This is a genomic window from Gryllotalpicola koreensis (assembly GCF_039538185.1).
GTDB lineage: Bacteria > Actinomycetota > Actinomycetes > Actinomycetales > Microbacteriaceae > Gryllotalpicola > Gryllotalpicola koreensis.
Genome location: NZ_BAABBW010000005.1, coordinates 306,049 through 327,148 on the forward strand (window position 1 = coordinate 306,049; position 21,100 = coordinate 327,148).

The 21,100-nt window shown below is 70.9% G+C and carries 16 protein-coding genes; 5 read left to right on the forward strand and 11 right to left on the reverse strand.

The window, feature by feature from the left end; translation table 11 throughout:
• The first annotated feature begins 22 nt into the window (after window positions 1-22).
• Window positions 23-1,090 carry a phosphotransferase gene (locus tag ABD708_RS15905; protein WP_344756221.1) on the forward strand — a complete coding sequence of 356 codons (1,068 nt, stop codon included), beginning with the start codon at window positions 23-25 and terminating at the stop codon, window positions 1,088-1,090.
• On the opposite strand, the gene ABD708_RS15910 is transcribed toward ABD708_RS15905, so the two are convergent.
• Entirely contained in the window at window positions 1,006-4,245 is a 3,240-nt protein-coding gene (locus ABD708_RS15910) for an ATP-dependent helicase (RefSeq protein WP_344756224.1), read from the reverse strand. The two genes, ABD708_RS15905 and ABD708_RS15910, sit on opposite strands and share 85 nt — an antisense overlap.
• A complete protein-coding gene (locus ABD708_RS15915) occupies window positions 4,242-7,307 on the reverse strand; it encodes an ATP-dependent helicase (protein ID WP_344756226.1) in 3,066 nt (1,021 codons plus the stop codon). The genes ABD708_RS15910 and ABD708_RS15915 overlap by 4 nt, the downstream gene beginning before the upstream one ends.
• A 108-nt stretch (window positions 7,308-7,415) precedes the next feature.
• On the opposite strand from ABD708_RS15915, the gene ABD708_RS15920 reads away from it, so the two are divergent.
• Entirely contained in the window at window positions 7,416-7,640 is a 225-nt protein-coding gene (locus tag ABD708_RS15920; protein ID WP_344756228.1) for a DUF3107 domain-containing protein, read from the forward strand.
• Window positions 7,641-7,652: 12 nt separating this feature from the next.
• The gene (locus ABD708_RS15925) at window positions 7,653-7,961 is read left to right on the forward strand and encodes a hypothetical protein (RefSeq protein WP_344756230.1); all 309 of its coding nucleotides are present in this window, start codon (window positions 7,653-7,655) and stop codon (window positions 7,959-7,961) included.
• Here ABD708_RS15925 and ABD708_RS15930 read toward each other — a convergent pair.
• On the reverse strand, window positions 7,958-8,680 hold the full coding sequence (locus tag ABD708_RS15930; protein ID WP_344756232.1) for a ferritin-like fold-containing protein: 723 nt from the start codon (window positions 8,678-8,680) through the stop codon (window positions 7,958-7,960). The two genes, ABD708_RS15925 and ABD708_RS15930, sit on opposite strands and share 4 nt — an antisense overlap.
• Before the next feature lie 91 nt (window positions 8,681-8,771).
• Here ABD708_RS15930 and ABD708_RS15935 point away from each other — a divergent pair, with 91 nt between their 5' ends.
• Entirely contained in the window at window positions 8,772-10,217 is a 1,446-nt protein-coding gene (locus ABD708_RS15935; protein ID WP_344756235.1) for a DEAD/DEAH box helicase, read from the forward strand.
• 176 nt (window positions 10,218-10,393) lie between these two features.
• Here the strand turns inward: ABD708_RS15935 and ABD708_RS15940 are convergent, their stop codons facing one another.
• The 6 genes from ABD708_RS15940 to ABD708_RS15965 form a co-directional block, all read right to left on the reverse strand.
• The gene (locus ABD708_RS15940; RefSeq protein ID WP_344756237.1) at window positions 10,394-10,621 is read right to left on the reverse strand and encodes a hypothetical protein; all 228 of its coding nucleotides are present in this window, start codon (window positions 10,619-10,621) and stop codon (window positions 10,394-10,396) included.
• Window positions 10,622-10,673: 52 nt separating this feature from the next.
• Complete coding sequence (locus tag ABD708_RS15945) at window positions 10,674-10,970, reverse strand: eukaryotic translation initiation factor 6 (protein ID WP_344756239.1); 297 nt, start codon at window positions 10,968-10,970, stop codon at window positions 10,674-10,676.
• A 114-nt stretch (window positions 10,971-11,084) separates the two neighbouring features.
• Entirely contained in the window at window positions 11,085-11,921 is an 837-nt protein-coding gene (gene pflA / locus ABD708_RS15950; RefSeq protein WP_344756722.1) for a pyruvate formate-lyase-activating protein, read from the reverse strand.
• 5 nt (window positions 11,922-11,926) lie between these two features.
• On the reverse strand, window positions 11,927-14,167 hold the full coding sequence (gene pflB, locus ABD708_RS15955; protein ID WP_344756241.1) for a formate C-acetyltransferase: 2,241 nt from the start codon (window positions 14,165-14,167) through the stop codon (window positions 11,927-11,929).
• A gap of 108 nt (window positions 14,168-14,275) precedes the next feature.
• A complete protein-coding gene (locus ABD708_RS15960) occupies window positions 14,276-17,749 on the reverse strand; it encodes an endo-1,4-beta-xylanase (protein WP_344756243.1) in 3,474 nt (1,157 codons plus the stop codon).
• Between the two features lie 119 nt (window positions 17,750-17,868).
• A complete protein-coding gene (locus tag ABD708_RS15965) occupies window positions 17,869-18,717 on the reverse strand; it encodes a PHP domain-containing protein (RefSeq protein ID WP_344756245.1) in 849 nt (282 codons plus the stop codon).
• Between the two features lie 25 nt (window positions 18,718-18,742).
• Here ABD708_RS15965 and ABD708_RS15970 point away from each other — a divergent pair, with 25 nt between their 5' ends.
• Window positions 18,743-20,215, forward strand: coding sequence for an aminopeptidase P family protein (locus tag ABD708_RS15970; protein ID WP_344756247.1), 1,473 nt, complete (start codon window positions 18,743-18,745; stop codon window positions 20,213-20,215).
• Here ABD708_RS15970 and ABD708_RS15975 read toward each other — a convergent pair whose 3' ends face one another.
• Together ABD708_RS15975 and ABD708_RS15980 are read right to left on the reverse strand one after the other, a co-directional pair.
• Complete coding sequence (locus ABD708_RS15975) at window positions 20,216-20,521, reverse strand: TIGR02611 family protein (RefSeq protein WP_344756249.1); 306 nt, start codon at window positions 20,519-20,521, stop codon at window positions 20,216-20,218.
• A gap of 23 nt (window positions 20,522-20,544) precedes the next feature.
• Window positions 20,545-21,057 (reverse strand): YflT domain-containing protein, encoded by a 513-nt coding sequence (locus ABD708_RS15980; RefSeq protein WP_344756251.1) that lies wholly within the window; start codon window positions 21,055-21,057, stop codon window positions 20,545-20,547.
• Between the last annotated feature and the right edge of the window lie 43 nt (window positions 21,058-21,100).

Genomic DNA, 21,100 nt, shown 5'->3' on the forward strand with positions numbered 1-21,100 from the left:
GCGCGGGCCTACCCTGAGGGGCATGGCCAGAACCCCATTCACTCTAGCCGCGCTCTCCACGGCGGCGGTTCCCGGCCTTGAGGTGGTCGCCACGCGCGAGCACACGACGGGGGAACACGGCGACTACGACGCGGCGACGATGCGGACGGCCGACGGGCGCGAGCTCATCGTCCGCGTTCCGCGCACGCAGGCGGCCGAGACCGAGCAGGCCGCCGACCTCATCGCGCTCGGCGCCATGACGGGCGGCATCCGCTCGCGCCTGCCCTTCGAGGTGCCGACCCCGCTCGGTCAGGCGCCCTACGACGGATCCCGCGCCGTCGTCTACGACTTCCTTCCCGGCCGGCCGCTCGAGCTCGACCGGGTGCACGGCGAGATGGCCGTCTCAGCCGGGCAGGCGGTGGCGGCGATCCACTCGCTGCCGAGCGGCTTCGTGCTCGACGCGGGGCTGCCGCAGCAGTCCGCCGATGACGCGCAGCATGCCGTCATGTCGGTCATCGACCGCGCGCAGGCGACCGGCTCGCTGCCCGCCGCCCTGCGTACTCGGTGGTATCAGGCCGCCGCCGACCAGGCCATGTGGCGCTTCGCGCCGACCGTCATCAACGGGGCGCTCTCGGCCGACTCGCTGCTCGTCGACGACGCCGCGGTGCGGGCCGTGATCGGCTGGTCCGCGCTGTCGATCGGCGACCCCGCGCGCGATCTCGCGTGGGTGATGGGCGCGCAGCCCGAGGCGGCAGAGGCCGTGTTCTCGTGGTACGAGATGGGACGCCAGGCATCCCCCGATCCGCGGCTGCAGCACCGCGCACTGCTGCACGCCGAGCTCGATCTCGCGCGCTGGCTGCTGCACGGGCACGAGCTGCACGACCAGGCGATCATCGCGGATGCCGAGGCGATGCTCGACACGCTCGTCGAGCGCGTGCACCAGAACGGCGTCGACCCGCTCGAGCAGGCGACCGGGCCGGTGCTCGATGCGGCGCAGGTCGAGCAGCTTCTCTCGGACCGGCCGACTCACTCGGCGGGGCTGGCGCCTGTCGAGGAGGAGAGCGGCGAGAACGTCGAGAGCCAGCGCTCCTCCAATTCGGACGACGAGTAGATCCGCTCAGGCCGGATGACGGCGTCGTCGGCGACGAAGTAGAACACCGCGTCGATCGTCTCGGGGTCGGTCTCGGTCCACGTCGAGTACGCGTGCCGGTAGAGGGCGAGCTGGAACTGCTTGCGCTCGAGGTCGTCCTCGTCGGACGGCGCCTTGCCGGTCTTCCAGTCGACGATCTGCGTGCGGCCGTCAGGCAGGCGGTAGACCGCGTCGAGCTTGCAGACGAAGACGTGCCCGGCGAGCGGCGCGTGGATCTCGACCTCGACCTCGACGGGCTTGAGGCCCGCCCATGGACTGCGCTCGAAGGTCGCCTTGAGCTCGGCGAGGCGGTCGGCGTCCGCCTCGTTCTCGGGCGTGAGGTCGTCTCGCTCGAACTCGGCGGCGTCGATGACCTCGGTCTGTCCGAAGACGCCCGCCCGCTGCTCGACCCAGGCGTGGAACAGGGTGCCGATGCGGGTCGCCTTGTAGGGCCGCTCGGGCATCGGCCGGCTGAGGCTCTGCAGCGTGCGCGCCGGGTCGCTGACGAAGTCCTTGTAGCGGGAGGCCGGGATGCGCACGGGCGGCTCGAGCTCGGCCGCGCCCGCGCGGCGCGCGTCGAGCTCGCGCAGCAGCAGTTCGAGCTCGCCGCGCCACGGGCCCGCGTCGCGCGCGGGGTCGCCGGGGCCGAGCTCGAGCCGGTGCCGCACCGCGTCGGCCGCGGCGCGCACGGCGGCCTCGCGCCCGCGCAGCGGGTTCTTCGGCCACAGCACCGGATCGGCGAGCTCGGCGTCGAGGGGGTTCTCGTCGGCGGCGAGCTCGGGCACGGCATCCGTCGGTATCAAACCGGCCTCGAGCAGCTCGGTGACGTACGTGCTGGGCTGCCGCGGCTTCGCCTGGCCGCCCCAGTACGAGCCGGCGAGCAGCAGCCGGTCGCGGGCGCGGGTGACCGCCACGTACGCGAGCCGGCGCTCCTCGTCGAGGTGGCGCTCGCGCAGCTCGGCCTTGAACGTGTCGAGGCTTGCGAGGAACTCTTTCTGGGTGGCGGCCGACCGCCAGCCGAGCACGGGCAGCGCCGAGCGGTCGCCGCGGAACTCGAACGGCAGCTTCCCGAAGCGCACCCAGCCCGCGCCGTCGCGGTAGGCGTTCGGCAGCTCGTCGTCGACGAGCCGGGGCACGGCGACCAGGTCCCACTCGAGGCCCTTCGAGCCGTGGATCGTCAGCACCTGGACCGAGCCCGGCTCAGGCGGGTCGGTGCGCGGACTGAAGCGCTCGCGCCCCTCGGCCTCGTAGAGCCAGTCGAGGAAGGCGCGCACCCCTGCGCCCGTGTCATCGCTCGCGTCGAAGCCCCGCGCGAGGCCGAGGAACGCGTCGAGCCCGGCCTGACCGCCCGTCGCCGACTCGTTCGCGCGCACCTCGATGTCGAGGTTCAACTCCTGGATGACGAGCGTCACGAGGTCGAGCAGGCCGAGGCCGAGGCGGCCGCGCAGCTCGTCGAAGAGCGTGGCGGCGGCGCGCAGACGCGCGAGGCCCTCCGCCGAGAAGTCCGCCAGTGCGCCGTGCTCGGGGCGCGCGGTGCCGATGAAGTCGAGCGCCTCGACGATCGACGCGCCCTCGTCGTCGGCGACCGAGCCGCGCAGCTGCTGGCGCACCTCGCCGTCGAGCAGCTGCTGCCGGAAATCTCGCTTCTCGAGCCAGCTCGCGAGGCCCCGCAGCGCGGCGATGTCGCGCACGCCGATGCGCCAGCGCGCGCCGGCGAGCAGGCGCAGCAGCTCGCTGCCCGCGTCGGGGTCGACGAGCACCTTCAGCGCGCATACCAGGTCGACGACCGCCGGCTGCTCGAGCAGGCCGCCGAGACCGAGGACGTGATAGCGGATGCCCGCGTCGCGCAGCGCCCGCGTGAACACATCGGTGCGGCTCCACGAGCGCATCAGGAGCGCCGCCGTCGGCGGCTGTTCCGCGCTCGCGAACCGCACGGCGAACCACTCGGCGACGGCGGCCGCCTCGTCGAGGATCGTCTGCTCGAAGCGCACCTCGACCGCGCCCCGCGGCGCCCCGGCACGCGCATCGAGGCGCTCGACGTCGACGCGGGCCTTCGCGTTGAGCGGCGCGGCGATCAGGTTCGCCGCGTCGAGCACGGTCGTCGGATTGCGCCAGCTGATGGTGAGCGGGTAGGTCGGCGCCACGCCCGGCGCCCCCGCGAAGGCGCGCGAGAAGTCGTCGAGGTTGTCGGCGCTCGCCCCGCGCCAGCCGTAGATCGACTGGTTCGGATCGCCGACGGCCATGACCGCATGCCCGGCGAACAGCCCGGCGAGCAGGTCGGTCTGGATGAACGAGGTGTCCTGGTACTCGTCGAGCAGCACCACCTTGAACCGGCTGCGGTACTCGGCGGCGAGGTCGTCGCCGCGGCGCTTCACGGCCTGCAGCGCGAAGGCGACCTGGTCGCTGTACTCGATGAGGCCGCGCCGTCGCTTCTCGGCCGCGTACTCGACAGCGAGGTCGATGAGCAGGGGCAGCTCGGCGATCAGCGCGACGCTCTTGACCGCGTCGGCCATCGAGGCGTTGCGGCCGCCGGAGGGCAGCGCGAGCAGATCCTGGAACTCGCCGGCGAGCCGCACGACCGCGCCGGGATCGCCGACGTCGTTGTCGCTCAGCGCGTGCGCGAGATCGAGCACGGCGGTGGCGAGCTTGTCGAGGGAGTGGTCCGTGTCGAGCAGGCGCGGGTCCTGGCTGCGCTCGACGATCGTGCGGGCGAGCCGCCATGCCGCCGCCTCGCCGAGCAGCACGCCGTCGGCCTCGCGGCCGATCGCGAGCGCGTTCTCGCGGAACAGCGCGTTGGCGAAGGAGTTGTAGGTCGACACCGTCGGAGTGTCGAGCGGGTCGGCGTCGCCGGGGATCGCGCCCGACGCGCGCAGCTTGTCGATGTGCCCGCGGATGCGCGCCGCGAGCTCGCCCGCCGCCTTCCTCGTGAAGGTGAGGCCCAGCACCTCGCCCGGGGCCACGAGCCCGTTGGCGATCAGCCACACCACGCGCGCCGCCATCGTCTCGGTCTTGCCGCTGCCCGCGCCGGCGACCACCAGGGCGGGCGCCGCGTCGGCCTCGATGACCGCGCGCTGCTGCGGGGTCGGCGCGTAGGACTGGCCCAGCAGCCGGGCCACGTCGTCGGGGGTGTGCCTCACTCCTCCGCCTCCGAGACCTCTGGGACGAGATGGATGCGGTAGTCATAGCCGTCACGGCCGTTGTCCGACCGCACGCCGACGAACTCGGCCGCCGCCATGCCGCGGCCGGCCTCCTGGATGCGCACCCGGAACTCCTCGAACTCCGCCTCGGTCTTGGCCGGCTGCACGACCTCGCGATAGTGCCTCCCCTTGAGGTCGGCGACCTCTGGGGCGACGAAGACGAGCTTGGCGCCGCCGAGCGGCTCGTCGTTCGGGATCGCCCCCTCCCGATACGCCAGCTGGTAGGCGTTCAGCTGTGCATGCCCCGGGATCTCGGGGCCCCCCACCTTCTTCCGCCCGGTCTTCAGGTCGACGATCACGATCGTGCCGTCTGTGCGGCGTTCGACGCGGTCGATCGCCCCGTTGATCACCGTCTGGCCGAGCTGCAGCGTGAAGGTGCCCTCCGCGCCGAGCAGTGCCCCGCCTGAGCGCTCGAAATCGGCCAGGTACTCGTGCAGCCCCTGCGCCATCTTCTGCACGCGGCGCTTCTCGCGCTGCTCGACCCAGCCGTGCTCCAGCCCGAGCTCGCCCCACCGGCGCTCGACGTCGCCCCAGATGCGGTCGACGCTGATGTCGCCCTCCGGCTCGGCGGCGACCCTCTCCATGATGGTGTGCATGATCGTGCCGACGCCGGTCGCGAGTCCGCCCGACGAGCCGGACATGACATCGACGAACCACTTCAACGGCGAGTCCTCGAAGGAGGCGACGCGCGACGGCGACACGGCCACCGTCGCCTCGGGGTCGGCGTCGAGGTCGACGAGCGGGCCCTCGGTCGACGGATCGAGCACCCCGTACCAGCCATCGGGGTCGGCCCCGGCGACGCCCGCCTCGGCGAGCGTCGCGAGAGAGGCAGCGGCCGCGGCATCCGTCGGCACCGTCGTCAGCCGCCGCCGCAGCTGGCCGACCAGGCCGCGCAGAGTGAACGGATGCCCGGTGACCGGCACCTGCTCGCCCTCGGCGAGCCGCAGGAACGGGGAGGCCTGCTGGTCCTCCCCCTCGCTCGCCGCGACGATCAGCACGCGGCGCGCGCGCGAGACGGCGAGCGCGAACATGCGCAACTCGTCGTGCAGCACGGCGGTGCGCTCGTCGAGCACCGCGTCACCGCCGCCGGGCGCCGCGCCGGCGAGCGCCTGCGGGTGCAGCAGGGACCCGCGCAGGCGCACGTTCGGCCAGGCGCCCTCTTGCAGGGCCGCGACGGCGACGACGTCGAACTCGAGGCCGACGGCAGCGGGTGGGGTGCACACGAGCACCGCGTCGGCGAGCGAGCGCGGCGCGAGCGTGTCTTCGGGGACGGCGGCCTCGAGCAGCTCGGTGACGAAATCGCCGGGCGGGCGCCCCGGCGAGCGCTCGACGAAGCGCTTCGCCGCCGCGAACAGCGCGACGACGCCGTCGAGATCGCGGTTCGCCTCGTCGCCGACGACGCCGCCGCGCGCTGCCTGCCTCGACCAGGTCGCGGCCAGCCCGCTCGTGTCCCACAGCGTCCACAGCAGCTCTTCGATCGTCGCGCCGCGCCCGGCCTGCCCCCGCGCGGTCTGCAGGGTCTGCGCGAGCTTGCGCGCGGCTCGACCCGGGCCCATGTCCTCGACGGTCACGAGCGCAGCAGGGTCGGCGAGAGCCTCGGCGAGCAGCACGTCGCCGGGGCGGCTGCCGTCGCCCGCGAGCTCCTCGTGGCGCAGCGCGAGCCGCAGCTTGCGCAGTTGCACGACGTCGAGGCCGCCGAGCGGCCCGAGCAGCAGCTCGGTCGCGACCGCCCCGTCGAGCGGGGTGAGGCCGAGCACGACGGCGACCGCGGTGAGCAATTGCTTCGCCGCGTAGTCGTCACGCAGCGCCCCGGACGCCGCGGTCGTGCGTGTCGGCACCTCGGCGACGGCCAGCGCGCGGGCGAGCTCGGGAACCTGACGCCCTGAGCGCACGATCACGGCCATGCGGTTCCACGGCAGGCGGGGCTCGAGCAGGTGCAGCTCGCGCAGCCGCCGCGCCAGCGTCGCATACTGCTCGGCGTCGCTCGGCGCCACGATGTTCTGCACCGCGCCGCCCGCGGCGCCTGCGTCGCCCGCGGGCTCGGCCTGCCGCTGAGCGCCGGCGAGGGCGGTGCCGATGCGCTCCGTCACGCGCCGGGTGAGCGCGCGCAACACGGCGGGCTGGCGGTGCGCCATGGAAAGCACGAGTGGAGCGGCGGCGATGCCGATGCGCGCCCCGAAGCCGGCGACCGCGGCCGGGTCGGCGCCGCGGAACGTCGTCGTCGCGACATCGGGGTCGCCGAAGGCGACCACGGGCACCCCTCGGCGCGCGAGCGCGGCGAGGAAATCGAGGCCGGCGCGCGTGAACTCCTGCAGGTCGTCGACGACGAGCAGGCGGATGCCGGGCACGACCTCACCGGAGGCGACCAGCCGCGCGGCATCCGTCAGCAACTCGCCCGCCGTCACGAAGCCGGGCCGCAGCGTGTCGAGCGTGTCCTGATAGCGGCCGATGAAGGCGCCCGCCGCGACCCACTCGGGCAGCCCCCGCTCATGGCCGAGCTCGACGAGCCGCCCTGCCGAGACGCGGTTCTCGACCATGCGCTCCATCAGCTCGCGCAGCTCGGCGCGGAAGCCGGCGAGCCGCCGCACGTCGAGCGAGAGCTGCTCGGGCCAGGCGACCGTCTCGTCGTCGGCGTCGCCTGCCAGCTGCTCGGCCAAGAGCTGGTCCTGCTCGGCGCCGGTCAGAAGCCGTGGCTCGGGCGCCCCCGTCGCGGCGGCGTGCTCGCCCACGATGCCGAACGCCAGCGAGTTCGCCGTGCGCGCCCGCGGCCCCTGCGTCGCGACGCCGAGCCGCAGCGACAGCCGGTCGCGCAGCGCCGTCGCCGCGGTGCGGCTCGCGCACAGCGCGAGCACCTCGTCTGCGCCGACGTCGCCCGATGCGACCCGCGCCGCGATCAGCTCGACCAGCGTCGACGTCTTCCCGGTGCCGGGCGCGCCGAGCACCACCGCCGACCGGCCGAAGGGCAGGTCGAGGACAGTGTGTTGGGAGGCGTCGAGATGCACGCTCGCCAAGCTAGCCGACACCTCGGACATCGCCTCTGGCGAACACGCGGATGCCGCCGCGCGCGCACTCGATAGGCTCGACGCAGGCAACGACGAAAGGCACCAACGGTGGAGATCCGCATCGGCATCCTGAACGCCCCCCGCGAGCTCAGCTTCGAGACCGACGAGTCGGCCGCAGACGTGAGCGGCAAGGTCAGCGCGGCGATCGGCGGCGGCACCGGAGTGCTCGAACTCACCGACAACAAGGGCGCCCAGTACGTCGTTCCGGTCGCCGGCATCGCCTATGTGCAGATCGGCGCGGAAGAGACCCGCCGCGTCGGCTTCGTCGCCTAGGCAACACCCGCCATGGAGCTCATGTTCATCGCCCTCGCCGGCCTGATCATCGGGGCTGTCGGCCGCTATGCGCTGCCGTGGCGGCACGCGCACGGCGCCGCGCTCATGCCCGTCGTCGGCGGTGTCGCCGCCATGGTGCTCTGGGTCGCGCTCACCTGGGCCGGCCTCGCGTGGGACGGCGGCGTCATCTGGTGGATCGCACTGTTCGGCACCGGCGCGATCGTCGCTGCCGTCGACCTGCTGGTCGGGCGCATCAGGACGCGATCGGATGCCGCACTGCTCGCCCACGTCACGAAGAACGGCGCCGTGGCGCAGAGCTAGGCCGTCAGGCCGAGGGCGTCCATCCGCCGGGTGTGCGCGGCGATGACCTCGGCGAAGAGCGGCTCGGTGTGCGGGTCGTCGGCCTCGGCATCCCCGGTCAGCCGCAATGCCGAGCGCGCGACCAACAGGGTGTCGCCGACCAGCCTGCGCCCCCACATCGCGAGCCGCGCCGCGAGCTGCGCGTTGCCGGCGAGCGACTCCTTCAGCAGCTGCTCGAGCGCGTGCCCGTCGGCGGGGTCGACGGCGAACAGCGCCGGCAGGTCCTTGACGCCGTCCGACGCCACGCCGCGGGCGAGCGCCGCGAAGAGGTCGTCGAGCAGTCCGCCGCAGATGTGCGCGCCGAGGGTGCGCTCCGTCCAGTCATGGCCGGCCGTCGCCGCGCCGAAGCGCTCGAGCGACGCGATGAACGGCGTCATCTCGCGCTCAGGATCCGCACCCAGGTGCTTCAACTCGTCGACGAGCGCCTGATGCCGAGCGAAGGCGCGGGCCGCCGCCCGGCCGATCGCCTCCTTCGGGGCGAAACCCGGAACATCGGCGACGAGCGCAGACAGCCGCTCGAACGAGCCGAGCTGCACGCAGGCCGCCTGGCCGAGGAACTGCCGCAGCTCGGGGGCGATCTCGGCGAGGTCGGCCGCGACGCCGTACTTCTTCTCACGGCGGGGCCGCAACCGCGGAGCGTCGAAGCTCAGGCGCGGGCGGCGGAACCACGAGAAGGGCACGGCAAGGAGTCTAGAAGCTAGCCACCGGTAGACTGTGAGGAGGCTTGAGGATTCTCCCTCGCCGGACCGACACCGAACAGGTATCCACTTCGTGACTTTCGCAGATCTCAACATCGACACCGACATCGTCGAGGCGCTCGCGGCCAAGGGCATCACCGAGCCCTTCCCCATCCAGCAGCAGACGATCCCCCTCGCCCTCGCCGGGCAGGACATCATCGGCCAGGCCAAGACCGGGACGGGCAAGACCTTCGGCTTCGGCCTGCCCGTCATCCAGCGCCTCGGCGCCGACCCAGAGCCGGGCGTGAAGGCGCTCATCGTCGCGCCGACGCGCGAGCTCGCGGTGCAGGTGTCGGAGGACATGGAGCTCGGAGCGTCGGGCCGCCCGACCAAGGTCGTCGCCATCTACGGCGGCAAGGCCTACGAGGGCCAGATCGCCGCCATCAAGGACGGTGCGCAGATCGCGGTCGGCACCCCCGGCCGCCTGCTCGACCTCGCTGGCCAGCGCCTGCTCAACCTCAGCAACGTCACCGAGGTCGTGCTCGACGAGGCCGACAAGATGCTCGACCTCGGCTTCCTGCCCGACATCGAGAAGATCTTCCAGCAGCTGCCCGCCGTGCGGCACACCATGCTGTTCTCGGCCACGATGCCCGGCCCGATCGTGGCGCTCGCGCGGCGCTTCATGAACAAGCCGATCCACATCCGCGCGAACGACCCAGACGAGGGCCTCACCCAGGCGAATATCAAGCACGTCATCTACCGCGCGCACGCGCTCGACAAGGACGAGGTCATCGCCCGCATCCTGCAGGCGAACGGCCGCGGCAAGACCGTCATCTTCACGCGCACCAAGCGCGCCGCGGCCAAGCTGCAGGACGAGCTCGCCGACCGCGGCTTCCCCGCCGTCAGCGTGCACGGCGACCTCAACCAGGAGCAGCGCGAGCGCAACATGGCGGCGTTCAAGTCCGGCAAGAAGGACATCCTGATCGCGACGGATGTCGCAGCCCGCGGCATCGACGTCGACGACGTCACTCACGTGATCAACCACACGATCCCCGACGACGAGAAGACCTACCTGCACCGCGCCGGCCGCACGGGCCGCGCGGGCAAGACCGGCATCGCGGTGACCTTCGTCGACTGGGAGGACCTGCACAAGTGGTCCCTCATCAACCGCGCCCTCGAGTTCGGCCAGCCCGAGCCGACCGAGACCTACTCATCGTCGCCGCACCTCTACACCGACCTCGATATCCCCGAGGGCACCAAGGGGCGCCTCAAGACGACCCCGAAGCCGAAGGTCGAGTCCGAGGTCGCGAAGCAGGGCGCGAGCGAGGGCGGGTCGCGTTCGTCGCGCAGCCGGAGCCGGACGCGCACGCGCACAGGCACAACGGATGCCGCGGCCGCCCCGTCATCGGAGGAGAAGCCCGTCGCCGTCGGCACCCACGACGGCCAGGGCGCCGAGCACCACGACGGCAACGCGGCCCCGCGTCGGCGCCGTCGCCGCCGCGGCGGCTCGCGCCCCGCAGGCACGACCCCCGCGGCTTAGCTCAGGCTGCCGCGCTCAGCGCGCCGCGCCGCCGAGACGTGCCGCGATGTCGTGTCCCTCGCGCTGAGACGACATCCCCGCACTCCTCGGCGAGTGGCTTACGCACCCGGGCGCTGCTCTCCCGCGCGCTGGATGTCGGGCTTGAGCCCGGCGGCAAGCGCGTACACGCGGTCGGGTCAGCGTTGACGTGCCCCTGCCGAGTACAGATTTCTCATCTCGACCCGATGGAGGTCGAGCTCCAGTCGATGCACTCTGTCTCTGAGGAACTCGATGTCATCAGTGAGCCGCTTCAGCTCCCGCTCCCGACGTTTGCGTGCCTCCAGAACCATGGTGATCACGGAGTACAGCAGGCAGCCGACACCCACTGCCGCATAGGCCCAGGTACTTGGTGAGATCGCCTCCATTGCCCAAGTCTGCGCCGCGCCAGAGACCGACGGGAGAAATCCCGCGGTCCGGCTACGCGCCGCGGCGCTGCTCCCCCGCACGCTCAATATCGGGCTTAAGGCCTGCGGCAAGCGCATACACGCGGTCGTCGACACGCTGAATATCCGCCTTGAAGTCCGAACCGAGCGCAGTCAACCGGTCTTCGACGCGCTCGATGTCTTCCTTCAGCTCCGCCCGGAGCCCGCCGATGTCCGACTTCAGCTCTGTCCGCAAGCCGCGGAACTCCGTGCGCATGACTGTGTACAGGCCCGTGCCCACGGTGACGAAGCCACCGATTGAAACCCACGTGTCGAGCGTCAGGGTGATCACCCCTCAAGTGTGCGCCGCGGCGAGCGCGGATGCCAGCAACCGTACGGCAGAGCACGGACACTACCGAGCGCCGGAGCCCCGAAATGTGGAGAACCCCGGCGATCGGCCGCGCTGTCAATAAGTGAGCAGCCCCCGGGCGCGGAACTGCGCGCGCACGCGCTGGACGAGCTCGGGCGAGGGCGGCTGCGTGTCCTCGAGGACGTAGGGGCGGCGCAGCTGGTGCCACTTCTCGCGGCCCAGCTGGTGGAAGGGCAGCACCTCCACGCGCGAGACGGCTCCCGGCCGCAGCGCGTTCAGTGAGGCCGTATAGTCCGCGACCCGCTCGACGTTCGACCACGCATCCGTGAGCCCCGGCACCAGCACGAAACGCACCCACACCTCGACGCGCCCCTCGCGCGCGAGCCGCCGCCCGAACTGCAGCGTCGGCTCGAGCGCCTGGCCGGTGGCCCGCCGGTAGACGTCGGGATCTCCCGACTTCACGTCGAGCAGCACGAGATCGGTGTCGGCGAGCGCCTCATCCGTCAGAGCCCGGCCGAGGAATCCGCTCGTGTCCAAGCAGGTGTGCACCCCGAGCTCCTTCGCGCCGCGCAGCACACGCGCGGCGAAGGCCGGCTGCATCAGGATCTCTCCGCCCGACAGCGTCAGCCCGCCGCCGGTCGCCTCGAAGACCGGAACGTACCGCGCGATGCGCGCGATGATCTCGGATGCCTCGACCTCGATGCCGTCCCGCATGAACCACGTCTCGGGGTTCTGGCAGTAGAGGCATCGCAGCGGGCATCCGTTCATGAACACCGTCAGTCGCGTGCCCGGCCCGTCGACCGCGGTCACGAGCTCCCACGAGTTGATCGACCCGAGCTCGCCCGAGTGCAGCCGTTCGAGCCGCTCGGTGCGATCAGCGAAGCTCGCGGTCTCGACATCGCCGAGCCGGCCGTTCGTCACCGCCACCGTCATGGCCATCACATGCTCTCGTGGAAGGTGCGCGACAGCACGTCGAGCTGCTGCTCGCGGGTGAGCCTGACGAAGTTCACGGCGTAGCCCGAGACGCGGATCGTGAGCTGCGGGTAGTTCTCGGGGTGGTCCATCGCGTCGAGCAGCGTCTCGCGGTTCAGCACGTTGACGTTCATGTGGTAGCCATCGGTGCCGACGGATGCGTCGAGCAGGCCGGCCAGGTTGGCGACGCGCTCCGCAGTCATGCGCCCGAGCCCGGTCGGCAGCACGGTGTTCGTGAGCGAGATGCCGTCCTGCGCCTCGGCGTACGGGATCTTCGCGACCGACAGCGCACTCGCGAGCATCCCGTGCGTGTCGCGCCCGTTCATCGGGTTCGCCCCGGGCGCGAACGGCTGGCCGGCGCGGCGGCCGTCCGGCGTGTTGCCCGTGTTCTTGCCGTAGACGACATTCGAGGTGATGGTGAGCACCGACTGGGTCGGCACGGCGCCGCGGTAGCACGGGTAGTGCCGCAGCTTCTCCATGAAGGAGTCCACCAGCTCGACCGCGATCGCGTCGGCGCGCTCGTCGTCGTTGCCGTATGTCGGGAACTCGCCGGCCGTCTCGTAGTCGACGACCAGGCCCCGGTCGTCGAACACCGGCGTCACCCGCGCGTACTTGATGGCCGAGAGCGAGTCGGCTGCGACCGAGAGCCCCGCGATGCCGCACGCCATGGTGCGCAGCACCGTCTTGTCGTGCAGCGCCATCTCGAGCCGCTCGTAGTCGTACTTGTCGTGCATGTAGTGGATGACGTTCAGCGCCTCGACATAGGTGGCCGCGAGCCACTCCATCGTCTCGTCGAGGCGGGCGCGCACATCCGCATAGTCGAGGGGTCTTCCCGCCTCGACTGCGGGGCGCGCCGGCGCCACCTGCGCGCCCGTGATCTCGTCGCGGCCGCCGTTGATCGCGTAGAGCAGCGTCTTCGCGAGGTTCGCGCGGGCGCCGAAGAACTGCATCTGCTTGCCGACGGCCATGGGCGAGACGCAGCAGGCGATCGCGGCGTCGTCGCCCCAGGCCTCCCTGATGTACCGGTCAGACTCGTACTGCACGGCCGAAGTGTCGATCGACACCTGCGCGCAGAACTCCTTGAACCCCTGCGGCAGCCGCGCGGACCACAGCACGGTCATGTTCGGCTCGGGCGCCGGCCCGAGGTTGTACAGCGTCTGAAGGAAGCGGAACGAGTTCTTCGTGACGAGCGTGCGCCCGTCCTCCCCCATGCCGCCGATCGACTCGGTGACCCACACCGGGTCCCCAGAGAACAGCTGGTCGTACTCCGGCGTGCGCAGGAATCGCACGATGCGCAACTTGATCACGAAATCGTCGATGAGTTCTTGAGCGGATGCCTCATCGAGCGTGCCGCTCTCGAGATCGCGCTGCAGATAGATGTCCAGGAAGGTCGAGGTGCGGCCGAGTGACATCGCCGCTCCGTTCTGCTCCTTCACGGCGGCGAGATAACCGAAGTACAGCCACTGGATCGCCTCGCGCGCCGTGCGCGCCGGCCCCGAGATGTCGTAGCCGTAGCTCGCGGCCATCTGCTTGAGCTCGGCGAGCGCCCGCAGCTGCTCGGCGTGCTCCTCGCGCTCGCGCACGACGGACTCGCTGAACGGCTGCGTGTCCCAGTCGAGCTTGTCGAGCTTCTTCGCGGCGATGAGCGCGTCGACGCCGTAGAGCGCCACGCGGCGGTAGTCGCCGATGATGCGACCGCGGCCGTAGGCGTCGGGCAGGCCCGTGAGCACGTGCGAACTGCGCGCCGCGCGCACGGCCGGCGGGTACGCGTCGAAGACCCCGGCGTTGTGCGTCTTGCGATACGCGGTGAAGGTCTTCTTGAGGTCCTCGTCGACCTCGTAGCCGTAGACGGTGAGGCTGTTCTCGACCATCCGCCAGCCGCCGAGCGGCATGATGGCGCGCTTCAGCGGGGCATCCGTCTGCAGTCCGACGATCAGCTCATCGTCCCTGTCGATGTAGCCGGGACCGAAAGCCGTGATGGCGGCCGGGGTGTGCGGGTCGACGTCGTAGACGCCGCGCTCGCGCTCCTCCGGCATCATGCCGGCGATGCGGTTCCACACCCGCATGGTGCGATCGGTCGGCCCGGCGAGGAATGACCCGTCACCCTCGTAGGGCGTGTAGTTGCGCTGGATGAAGTCCCGCACATCGATCGTGTCCTGCCACGGGCCCGCCACGAAGCCCTTCGTCTCCACGCTGATCATGGTCATGGTGACATTGTTACAGCTACAACTTGTATCTATCTGGGTATTGAGTCCCAAAGACCCAACGCGGAGAAGGGCCTCCTCCCGCCGCGAGGAGGCCCTTCTCGGTTCCGACTACTTGACCGGCTTCCCGGTGACGACGGTCAGCGCCGCGGCATCCGTGGCGGTCGAACCCACCGCGTTCGAGAACACCGCGCGGTAGAGCGTGCCGTTGATCGACGCGTTGACCTTGACCGAGAGCGACGTCGTGGTCGCCCCCGAGATCGTCGTCCACTTCGACGCCCCGGCCGCCTTGCTCTGCCAGACCACGGTCGCGGCAGGCTTCGCGTCGGCCGCCGCCACGAACTTCACCGTGTCGCCCGGGTGGCCGGAGACCGCGACGGGCTGCGAGGTGATCACCGGCGCGTACTGCGCCGGCCCCGCCAGCTCGGCGACACCCCAGCGGGAGGTCGTCTGATACGCCGTGCCCGTCTGCTCGGCCCAACCGAAGTTCGCCGTGCGGGCGCCCGCCGTGCCGTCGTTGACCTCGTAGTCGAGGCCCTCGAACTTCCCGACCCCCGTCGAGTCCTTCAGGTCGATACGCGCCTCGACGAGATAGCCCGTCGCCGTGCGCGAGGTCGCGCTCGTCAGGCGCGCCTTCTGCACGTCCTCCGAATCGCCCGCGCCGAACGACACGGCGTTGTCGGCGCTGATGCGCATCTGCGCGTCAGCGGAGCGGTACGAGCCGTTCTTCGCGTTGCCGAGGTCGGTGAAGATCTCGACGGAGTCCTGCTCGTAGGCGTTGGGCGAGGTGGTGTCGATGGTCGGGTCGGTGACGTCGGCCAGCACGTAGAGGTAGTCGTCCTTCCAGAGCTGGGAGATGGTCGCCTTCGCGCCGTCGGCGGAGCCCGAGATCAGCTTGTTCGTCGTCACCGTGCTCGCCTGGCTCCACACGGCGTCCTTCGTCCCGTCGATGACAGGGGCGACGGAGCCTTCTGGAATCGTCGTGAACGAGAGCGGCTCGACCAGCTGGAGCGTGCCGAGGGTGCCCGGCGTGTTCCAATCGGACGTCGTCGTGCCATCGGTCACGGTCACATCGAACTTCGGCGTGCTCGCGGTGGTGAGCCCCGCATCGGGCAGATTCACCACGGCGCTCCAGCCCGAGGCCGTCGATGTGACGGTCGCCGTCACGCCGTCACCGGTCACCGTGCCGTCGCGCTTCACGGTCGCGTCCTGGGTGCCGTCGCCCCAGGCGAAGGTCGCCTGATCCGCGGCATCCGTCGTCGCGTCCGTCGCCGTCACATAGGCCGTGAGGTGATCGGATGCCCAGCGCAGCTGGAACGCCGAGGAGCCGTCCTGCGCGATGGGGTGCAGGGGCAGCTGGTCCCAGGCATCCGTCGCCGACTGCTGGAACACGATCGCCGACAGCTGCTTGGCGGGCAGCTGCTGGTCGGTGACGCCGTAGTATGCGGGCTTCGCCTGCAGCTCGTCGTCGAACAGCAACGGTGCGCCGTCGGCAGAGCGCCAGCTCTGGCCGTCGGTGAGGCCCCACACGGTCGCCGAGAAGATCGACGCCCCCGCGGCCGCCTCGCTGCGCAGCATGTCGAAGATGCCCTTGTAGTAGTAGCCCTGGTCGATCTCGTTGGCCGTCGTCACCGGGGTCCCGGTCGGCACGTCGAGCTCGGTCACCGCCTGGTAGAGCGGGTGGCCGGTCGCGGTCGTGATGCCGTTGAAGCCGTCGATCGCGTCCTTCAGCGTGGACAGCGGCGTCGACATCGTGACGTGGAACTGGTGGCCGATACCGTCGATCGGCACGCCGGCCGCGATCAGCTTGTTCACGAGCTCGAGCACGCGGTCGCGCTTGCCGGACTGCTCGGTGTTGTAGTCGTTGTAGAACAGGGCGATCGGCCGGTCCGTTCCGTCGGCCGCGAAACCGCCGTTCGCGGCCGACGTGTTGAAGTACTTGTTCGCGTCGTTGAACGCGTCGGTGATGTACTCCGGGCCGAGGATCTGGTACCAGCGGCTCTGCCGCAGGTCGTCCGGGTCGCCGGCGTTGTCGGAGACCGCCTCGTTGACCACGTCGAACGACACCAGCGGGTTCGTCGACGAGCCGAAGGCGCCGAACTTGCTCGACAGGTACTGGGCGACGTCCTTGATGTGGGTGTCGAGGCGGGCGCGCAGAATCGCCTTGTCGGCGTCGCTGTTCGTCAGCGGGGTGCTGTCGCTCGGCGACACGTTGAAGAACCAGTCGGGCGTCTGCTGGTACCAGACGAGGTTGTGGCCGTAGACCCGCATGTCGTTCTGCTGGGCGAAGGTCATCAGCGCGTCGGCGTCGGCGTTCGTCGTGACGAAGTCCCCGTTCGCGTCGTACCAGGACTCGGGCTTCATGGAGTTCTCGGGGGTCACCTGGTTGAAGTGCTTCGCGAGCAGCTGGCCGGGCGCGCCGGTGATCTCAGGGTCGGAGACCGCGGCGCCCACCGGGAACGGCAGGGTGTCCTTGATGTCCGTGAGGTCCGTCTGGATGCTGATCGCCGGCTTGCTCACCGTGATGTCGTCGAAGTACAGGTCGGAGGTGTTCCCCGGCAGCGCGCCGCTGTGGTAGTCCGTCTCGAAGTACAGCAGAGCCGAATCGCTGGATGCCGGCATCGTGAACTTCTGGTCGATCTGGGTCCACCCCGTGTTGGTCACGGTCGAGAACTGGCCGAGCGTCGTGTAAGTGGTCGAGCCGCTCACGGTGTTCGCGAGGCTCACCCACACGTTGTCGGTCGGCTGGTCGGCGGCGAAGCGCACCCAGGCGCTCACCTCGTAGCTCTGACCGGGCTGCAACAGGCAGGTCACGTCGTGTCCGACCGCCTCGCCCTGGTCCTTGCGGTCGGTGGCCGCGATCGAGTGCGTGCCGCCGTGGGCGTCGGTGTCGATGACGGAGACCGTCGCCGAGCCAGCGGCGTCGGCGCGCGCCACCCAGCCATCGGGGTCGCCCGACTCGAAGTCGGAGCTGATGATCGTGTCGCCCGTCGGGTAGCTGCAGTTCGAGCCGGAGCCGCCCGCGGGGCCGGTGATGGTGACGTTGTCGATGAGCACATTGCCGAACGCGGTCTGGCCTGAGGCGAGGCCAGAGTTCAGGTACATGTTCGCCTTGGTGGCGCCGGCGGCCAGGGTGTACGAGCCGGCGATCGGCGTCCAGGCATCCGCCGTCAGCGCGCTCGGCCCCGACACCCAGCTGTAATTGCCGTCATCGACCGTGAAGTGCGCCGTCTGCCCGTTGAAGGTGGCATCTTCCAGCCGCGCGTCGAACGAGATCTGGTACTGGACGCCCGGCGTCAGCAGCTTGGTCAGGTCGACCGCGGCCCCTGCATAGTCGGCGTCGATGTTCGAGACCTCGAGCGACTTCCCCGTGCCGGACGGGTCATCGACCACGGCGAGCTTCGCGTTGCCGTTGGCGGCCCACGGCGCGATGGTGCTGTCGTCGAAGGTGCTCGAGAGCACGGTCGTGCCGCTGTCTGCGGCGGCGGTCTGGGCGGCGGCCAGCGGTGCCGCGATCACCGCGGCGAGGACCACCCCCCAGCCCAACTTCGCGAACGGCGTGCGCCGTCGCAGGGCTGACTTCATGGAACGCTCCTTTGCGTCACGTGAATGGGTGCGAACGCGCGGGATTTGTTGGCACCGGCGCGCTATTGGCTGAACGGTACCAGTTCGGGGGCCACGATTGCGATAACGATTTCGAAGCGCTACCGGAGGGGCGCGGATGCCGCGCGGAAGAGGCGCTCAACGGCCTCCGGCTCCGTCGTGTTCTCGCCGAGCACGTTGGGCTTCCCTGCCCCGTGGTAGTCGCTCGAGCCGGTGACGACGAGACCATTCGCCGCCGCGAACTCGAGCAGATAAGCGCGGCCGTCGGCGGTGTTCTCACGGTGGTACACCTCCACGCCCGCGAGCCCCGCGTCGACGAGCGAGCGCAGGTAATGCGGGTCGAGCACGTTGTCGCGTCCGCGGGTCGCGGGGTGCGCGAGCACGGGCGCTCCCCCGGCGCCGCGGATCAGCTCGACGCCCTCGAGCGGCGTCGGCGCATAGAGCGGCTCGAAGTACCCGCCGCTCGGGTGCAGCAGCGTCTCGAACGCCGCACTGCGGTCGGCGACGTGCCCGCGCGTCACGAGCGCATCGGCGATGTGCGGGCGGCCGACGGATGCCCCCGGCGCGGTGTGCGCCAGCACGTCGTCCCAGGTCAGCTCGTAGTCCACCGCGATGCGGGCGACCATCGCCTCGGCCCGGGTGCGGCGCGCGCTGCGGATGCGCTCGGTCTCGGCGACGAGCGCCTCGTCCGCCGGATCGAAGAAATAGGCGAGCATGTGCACGCTCTTCCACCCGAAGCGGGTCGAGAGCTCCATGCCCGGCACGAAGTCGATATCGACGGCGGATGCCTCGGCCGCGGCATCCGCCCACCCCGCCGTCGAATCGTGGTCGGTCAGCGCGACCGTGCCCAGCCCGGCCGCGGCGGCGGCCCGCACCAGCTCAGCCGGAGCCTCGGTGCCATCGGACACGCTCGAATGCGTGTGCAAGTCGATGGGGGCTCGGTACGGCACGCCACCAATGCTAGACAATTGGGGTATGGACACGAGCGACGCGCTGACCACCACCAAGGCCCCTCGGGCCACCTCGAACCGCTCGACGCTCCCGCCCGGCGCCTCGTTCAAGGAGTACATAGGCTCGCAGTGGGCCGAGCGCGCCGACGTGGTACCTCCCGCGCGCGAGCAGGCGTCGTTCGCGGCGGCTCGGCGCGCGAAGCTCGCGGCGATGTACCCGGGCAAGCGCCTCATCATTCCGGCCGGCGGCACGAAGGTGCGCAGCAACGACACCGACTTCCCATTCCGCGCACACTCGGCGTTCTCCTGGCTGACCGGATGGGCGGCGGATGCCGAGCCCGATTCCGTGCTCGTCCTCGAGGACGGCGCCGCGACGCTCTACTTTCGGGAGCGCGCCGGCCGCGACTCCGACGAGTTCTATTCGAACCCGCAGATCGGCGAGTTCTGGATCGGTGCACGGCCGTCGCTCGCCCAGGTCGCCGGCGACCTCGCACTGGCGACCGCGGGCATCGCGGATGCCTCGGCCGTCGTCGCCGCCTCAGACGCCGACACCCTCGTGCTGCGCGAGGCCGACTCCGAGATCACGGCCGCGGTCGACGCGGCGCGAGGTGAGTCACCTGATCTCCTCGACGCCGACGCCCAGCTCGCCCGCGATCTCTCCGAGCTGCGCCTCGTGAAGGACGCCTACGAGCTCTCCGAGCTGCGCGCCGCCGTGGCGTCGACACAGCGCGGCTTCGAGGACATCATCCGCGCGCTGCCGCAGATCACGGCCCACGAGCGCGGCGAGCGTTTCGTCGAAGGCGTCTTCTACACGCGCGCCCGCGGCGAGGGCAACGCGGTCGGCTACGACACGATCGCCGCCGCCGGCCCGCACGCCTGCATCCTGCACTGGACCCGCAACGACGGCCCGGTCGTGCCCGGCGACCTGATCCTCATCGACGCGGGCGTCGAGGGCGACAGCCTGTACACCGCCGACATCACCCGCACGCTTCCCGTGAACGGCACCTTCACCGACGCTCAGCGCCTCGTCTACGAGACCGTGCGCGAGGCGGCCGACGCCGCGTTCGCGGTCGCGCGCCCCGGTATCCGCTTCCGCGAGGTGCACGCCGCCGCGATGGAGGTCATCGCGCGGCGCACCGCCGAGTGGGGGCTGCTGCCCGTCACCGCGGAGGAGGCGCTCGAGGCCGACGGCCAGCAGCACCGCCGCTACATGGTGCACGGCACGAGCCACCACCTCGGCCTCGACGTGCACGACTGCGCGGCGGCACGGCGCGAGATGTACCAGGACGGCGTGCTCGAGCCCGGCATGGTCTTCACCATCGAGCCCGGGCTGTACTTCCAGCCCGACGACCTCACGGTTCCTGAGCACCTGCGCGGCATCGGGGTGCGCATCGAGGACGACGTGGTGGTGACGGATTCCGGCGTGGAGAGCCTCTCGGCCGGCATCCCCCGTACCGCCGACGACGTCGAGGCCTGGATCGCGGGACTGCGGGGCTAGTCAGGGACGCGTCGCGCGACGGGCCTTCCACCACTCCCACACGCGCTGCACCTGGCGGCGCACCCAGTTGGCGGCGGTCCGCGCCCAGCGGAACTCGGTCCCCAGCACGGCGACGCCGACGAAGACGATGAGCCACCCCGGCCCGGGCAGCGGCACGAGGATGAGGCCGCCGATGATGATCGCCGTGCCGACGATCGCGATCAGCACGCGGTAGCTGACGTGGAGGATCGGATGCCGGCGCAGGCGCAGCCGGAAGTGGGCGATGGCCCGTGCCCGGCCCGGGTGCGCGCTCGGCGATGACGTCACCACGTGAGCATCGCAGCGTTCCCTTAGAGAACGGTGCCGGTTCCGCGCCCTGCGTTGGCGAGCAGGTTGCGGGCTCGGTTGGCGTTCTCGGGGTCGACGACCACCGCGTAGCTCGTCGCCAGCACGGCGGTCTGCGAGGTGTAGTCGCGGCGGCGGCGCGTGAGGGCGTACGACACGAGGCTGAACAGCATGCCGAATCCGGCACCGAGCAGCACGGCCGCGAACTCGAGGCTGAGGTCGGCGCGTCCCGGGTTGAAGATGGCCAGCACGATCGCGAGGAAGATACCGAACCACGCGCCGCTCGCCGCGCCGGACAGCGCGACCCGGCCCCAGCTGAGCCGCCCGGTGATGTGCTCGACCGACTTGAGGTCGTTGCCCACGATCGACACGCCGCTCACCGGGAAATCGGCGCGCGCCAGCACGTCGACGGTCTGCTGCGCCTCGAGGTAGCTCTCGTACGAGGCGATGACATCGCCCTTCGGCACGGTGGGAAGCTGGATACCACGACGCCCGCCGAGCGGGCCTGCGTTCGTCATGGCCCCATAGTGGCACGCACGGTGCCAAAAGGAGCCCAGCACT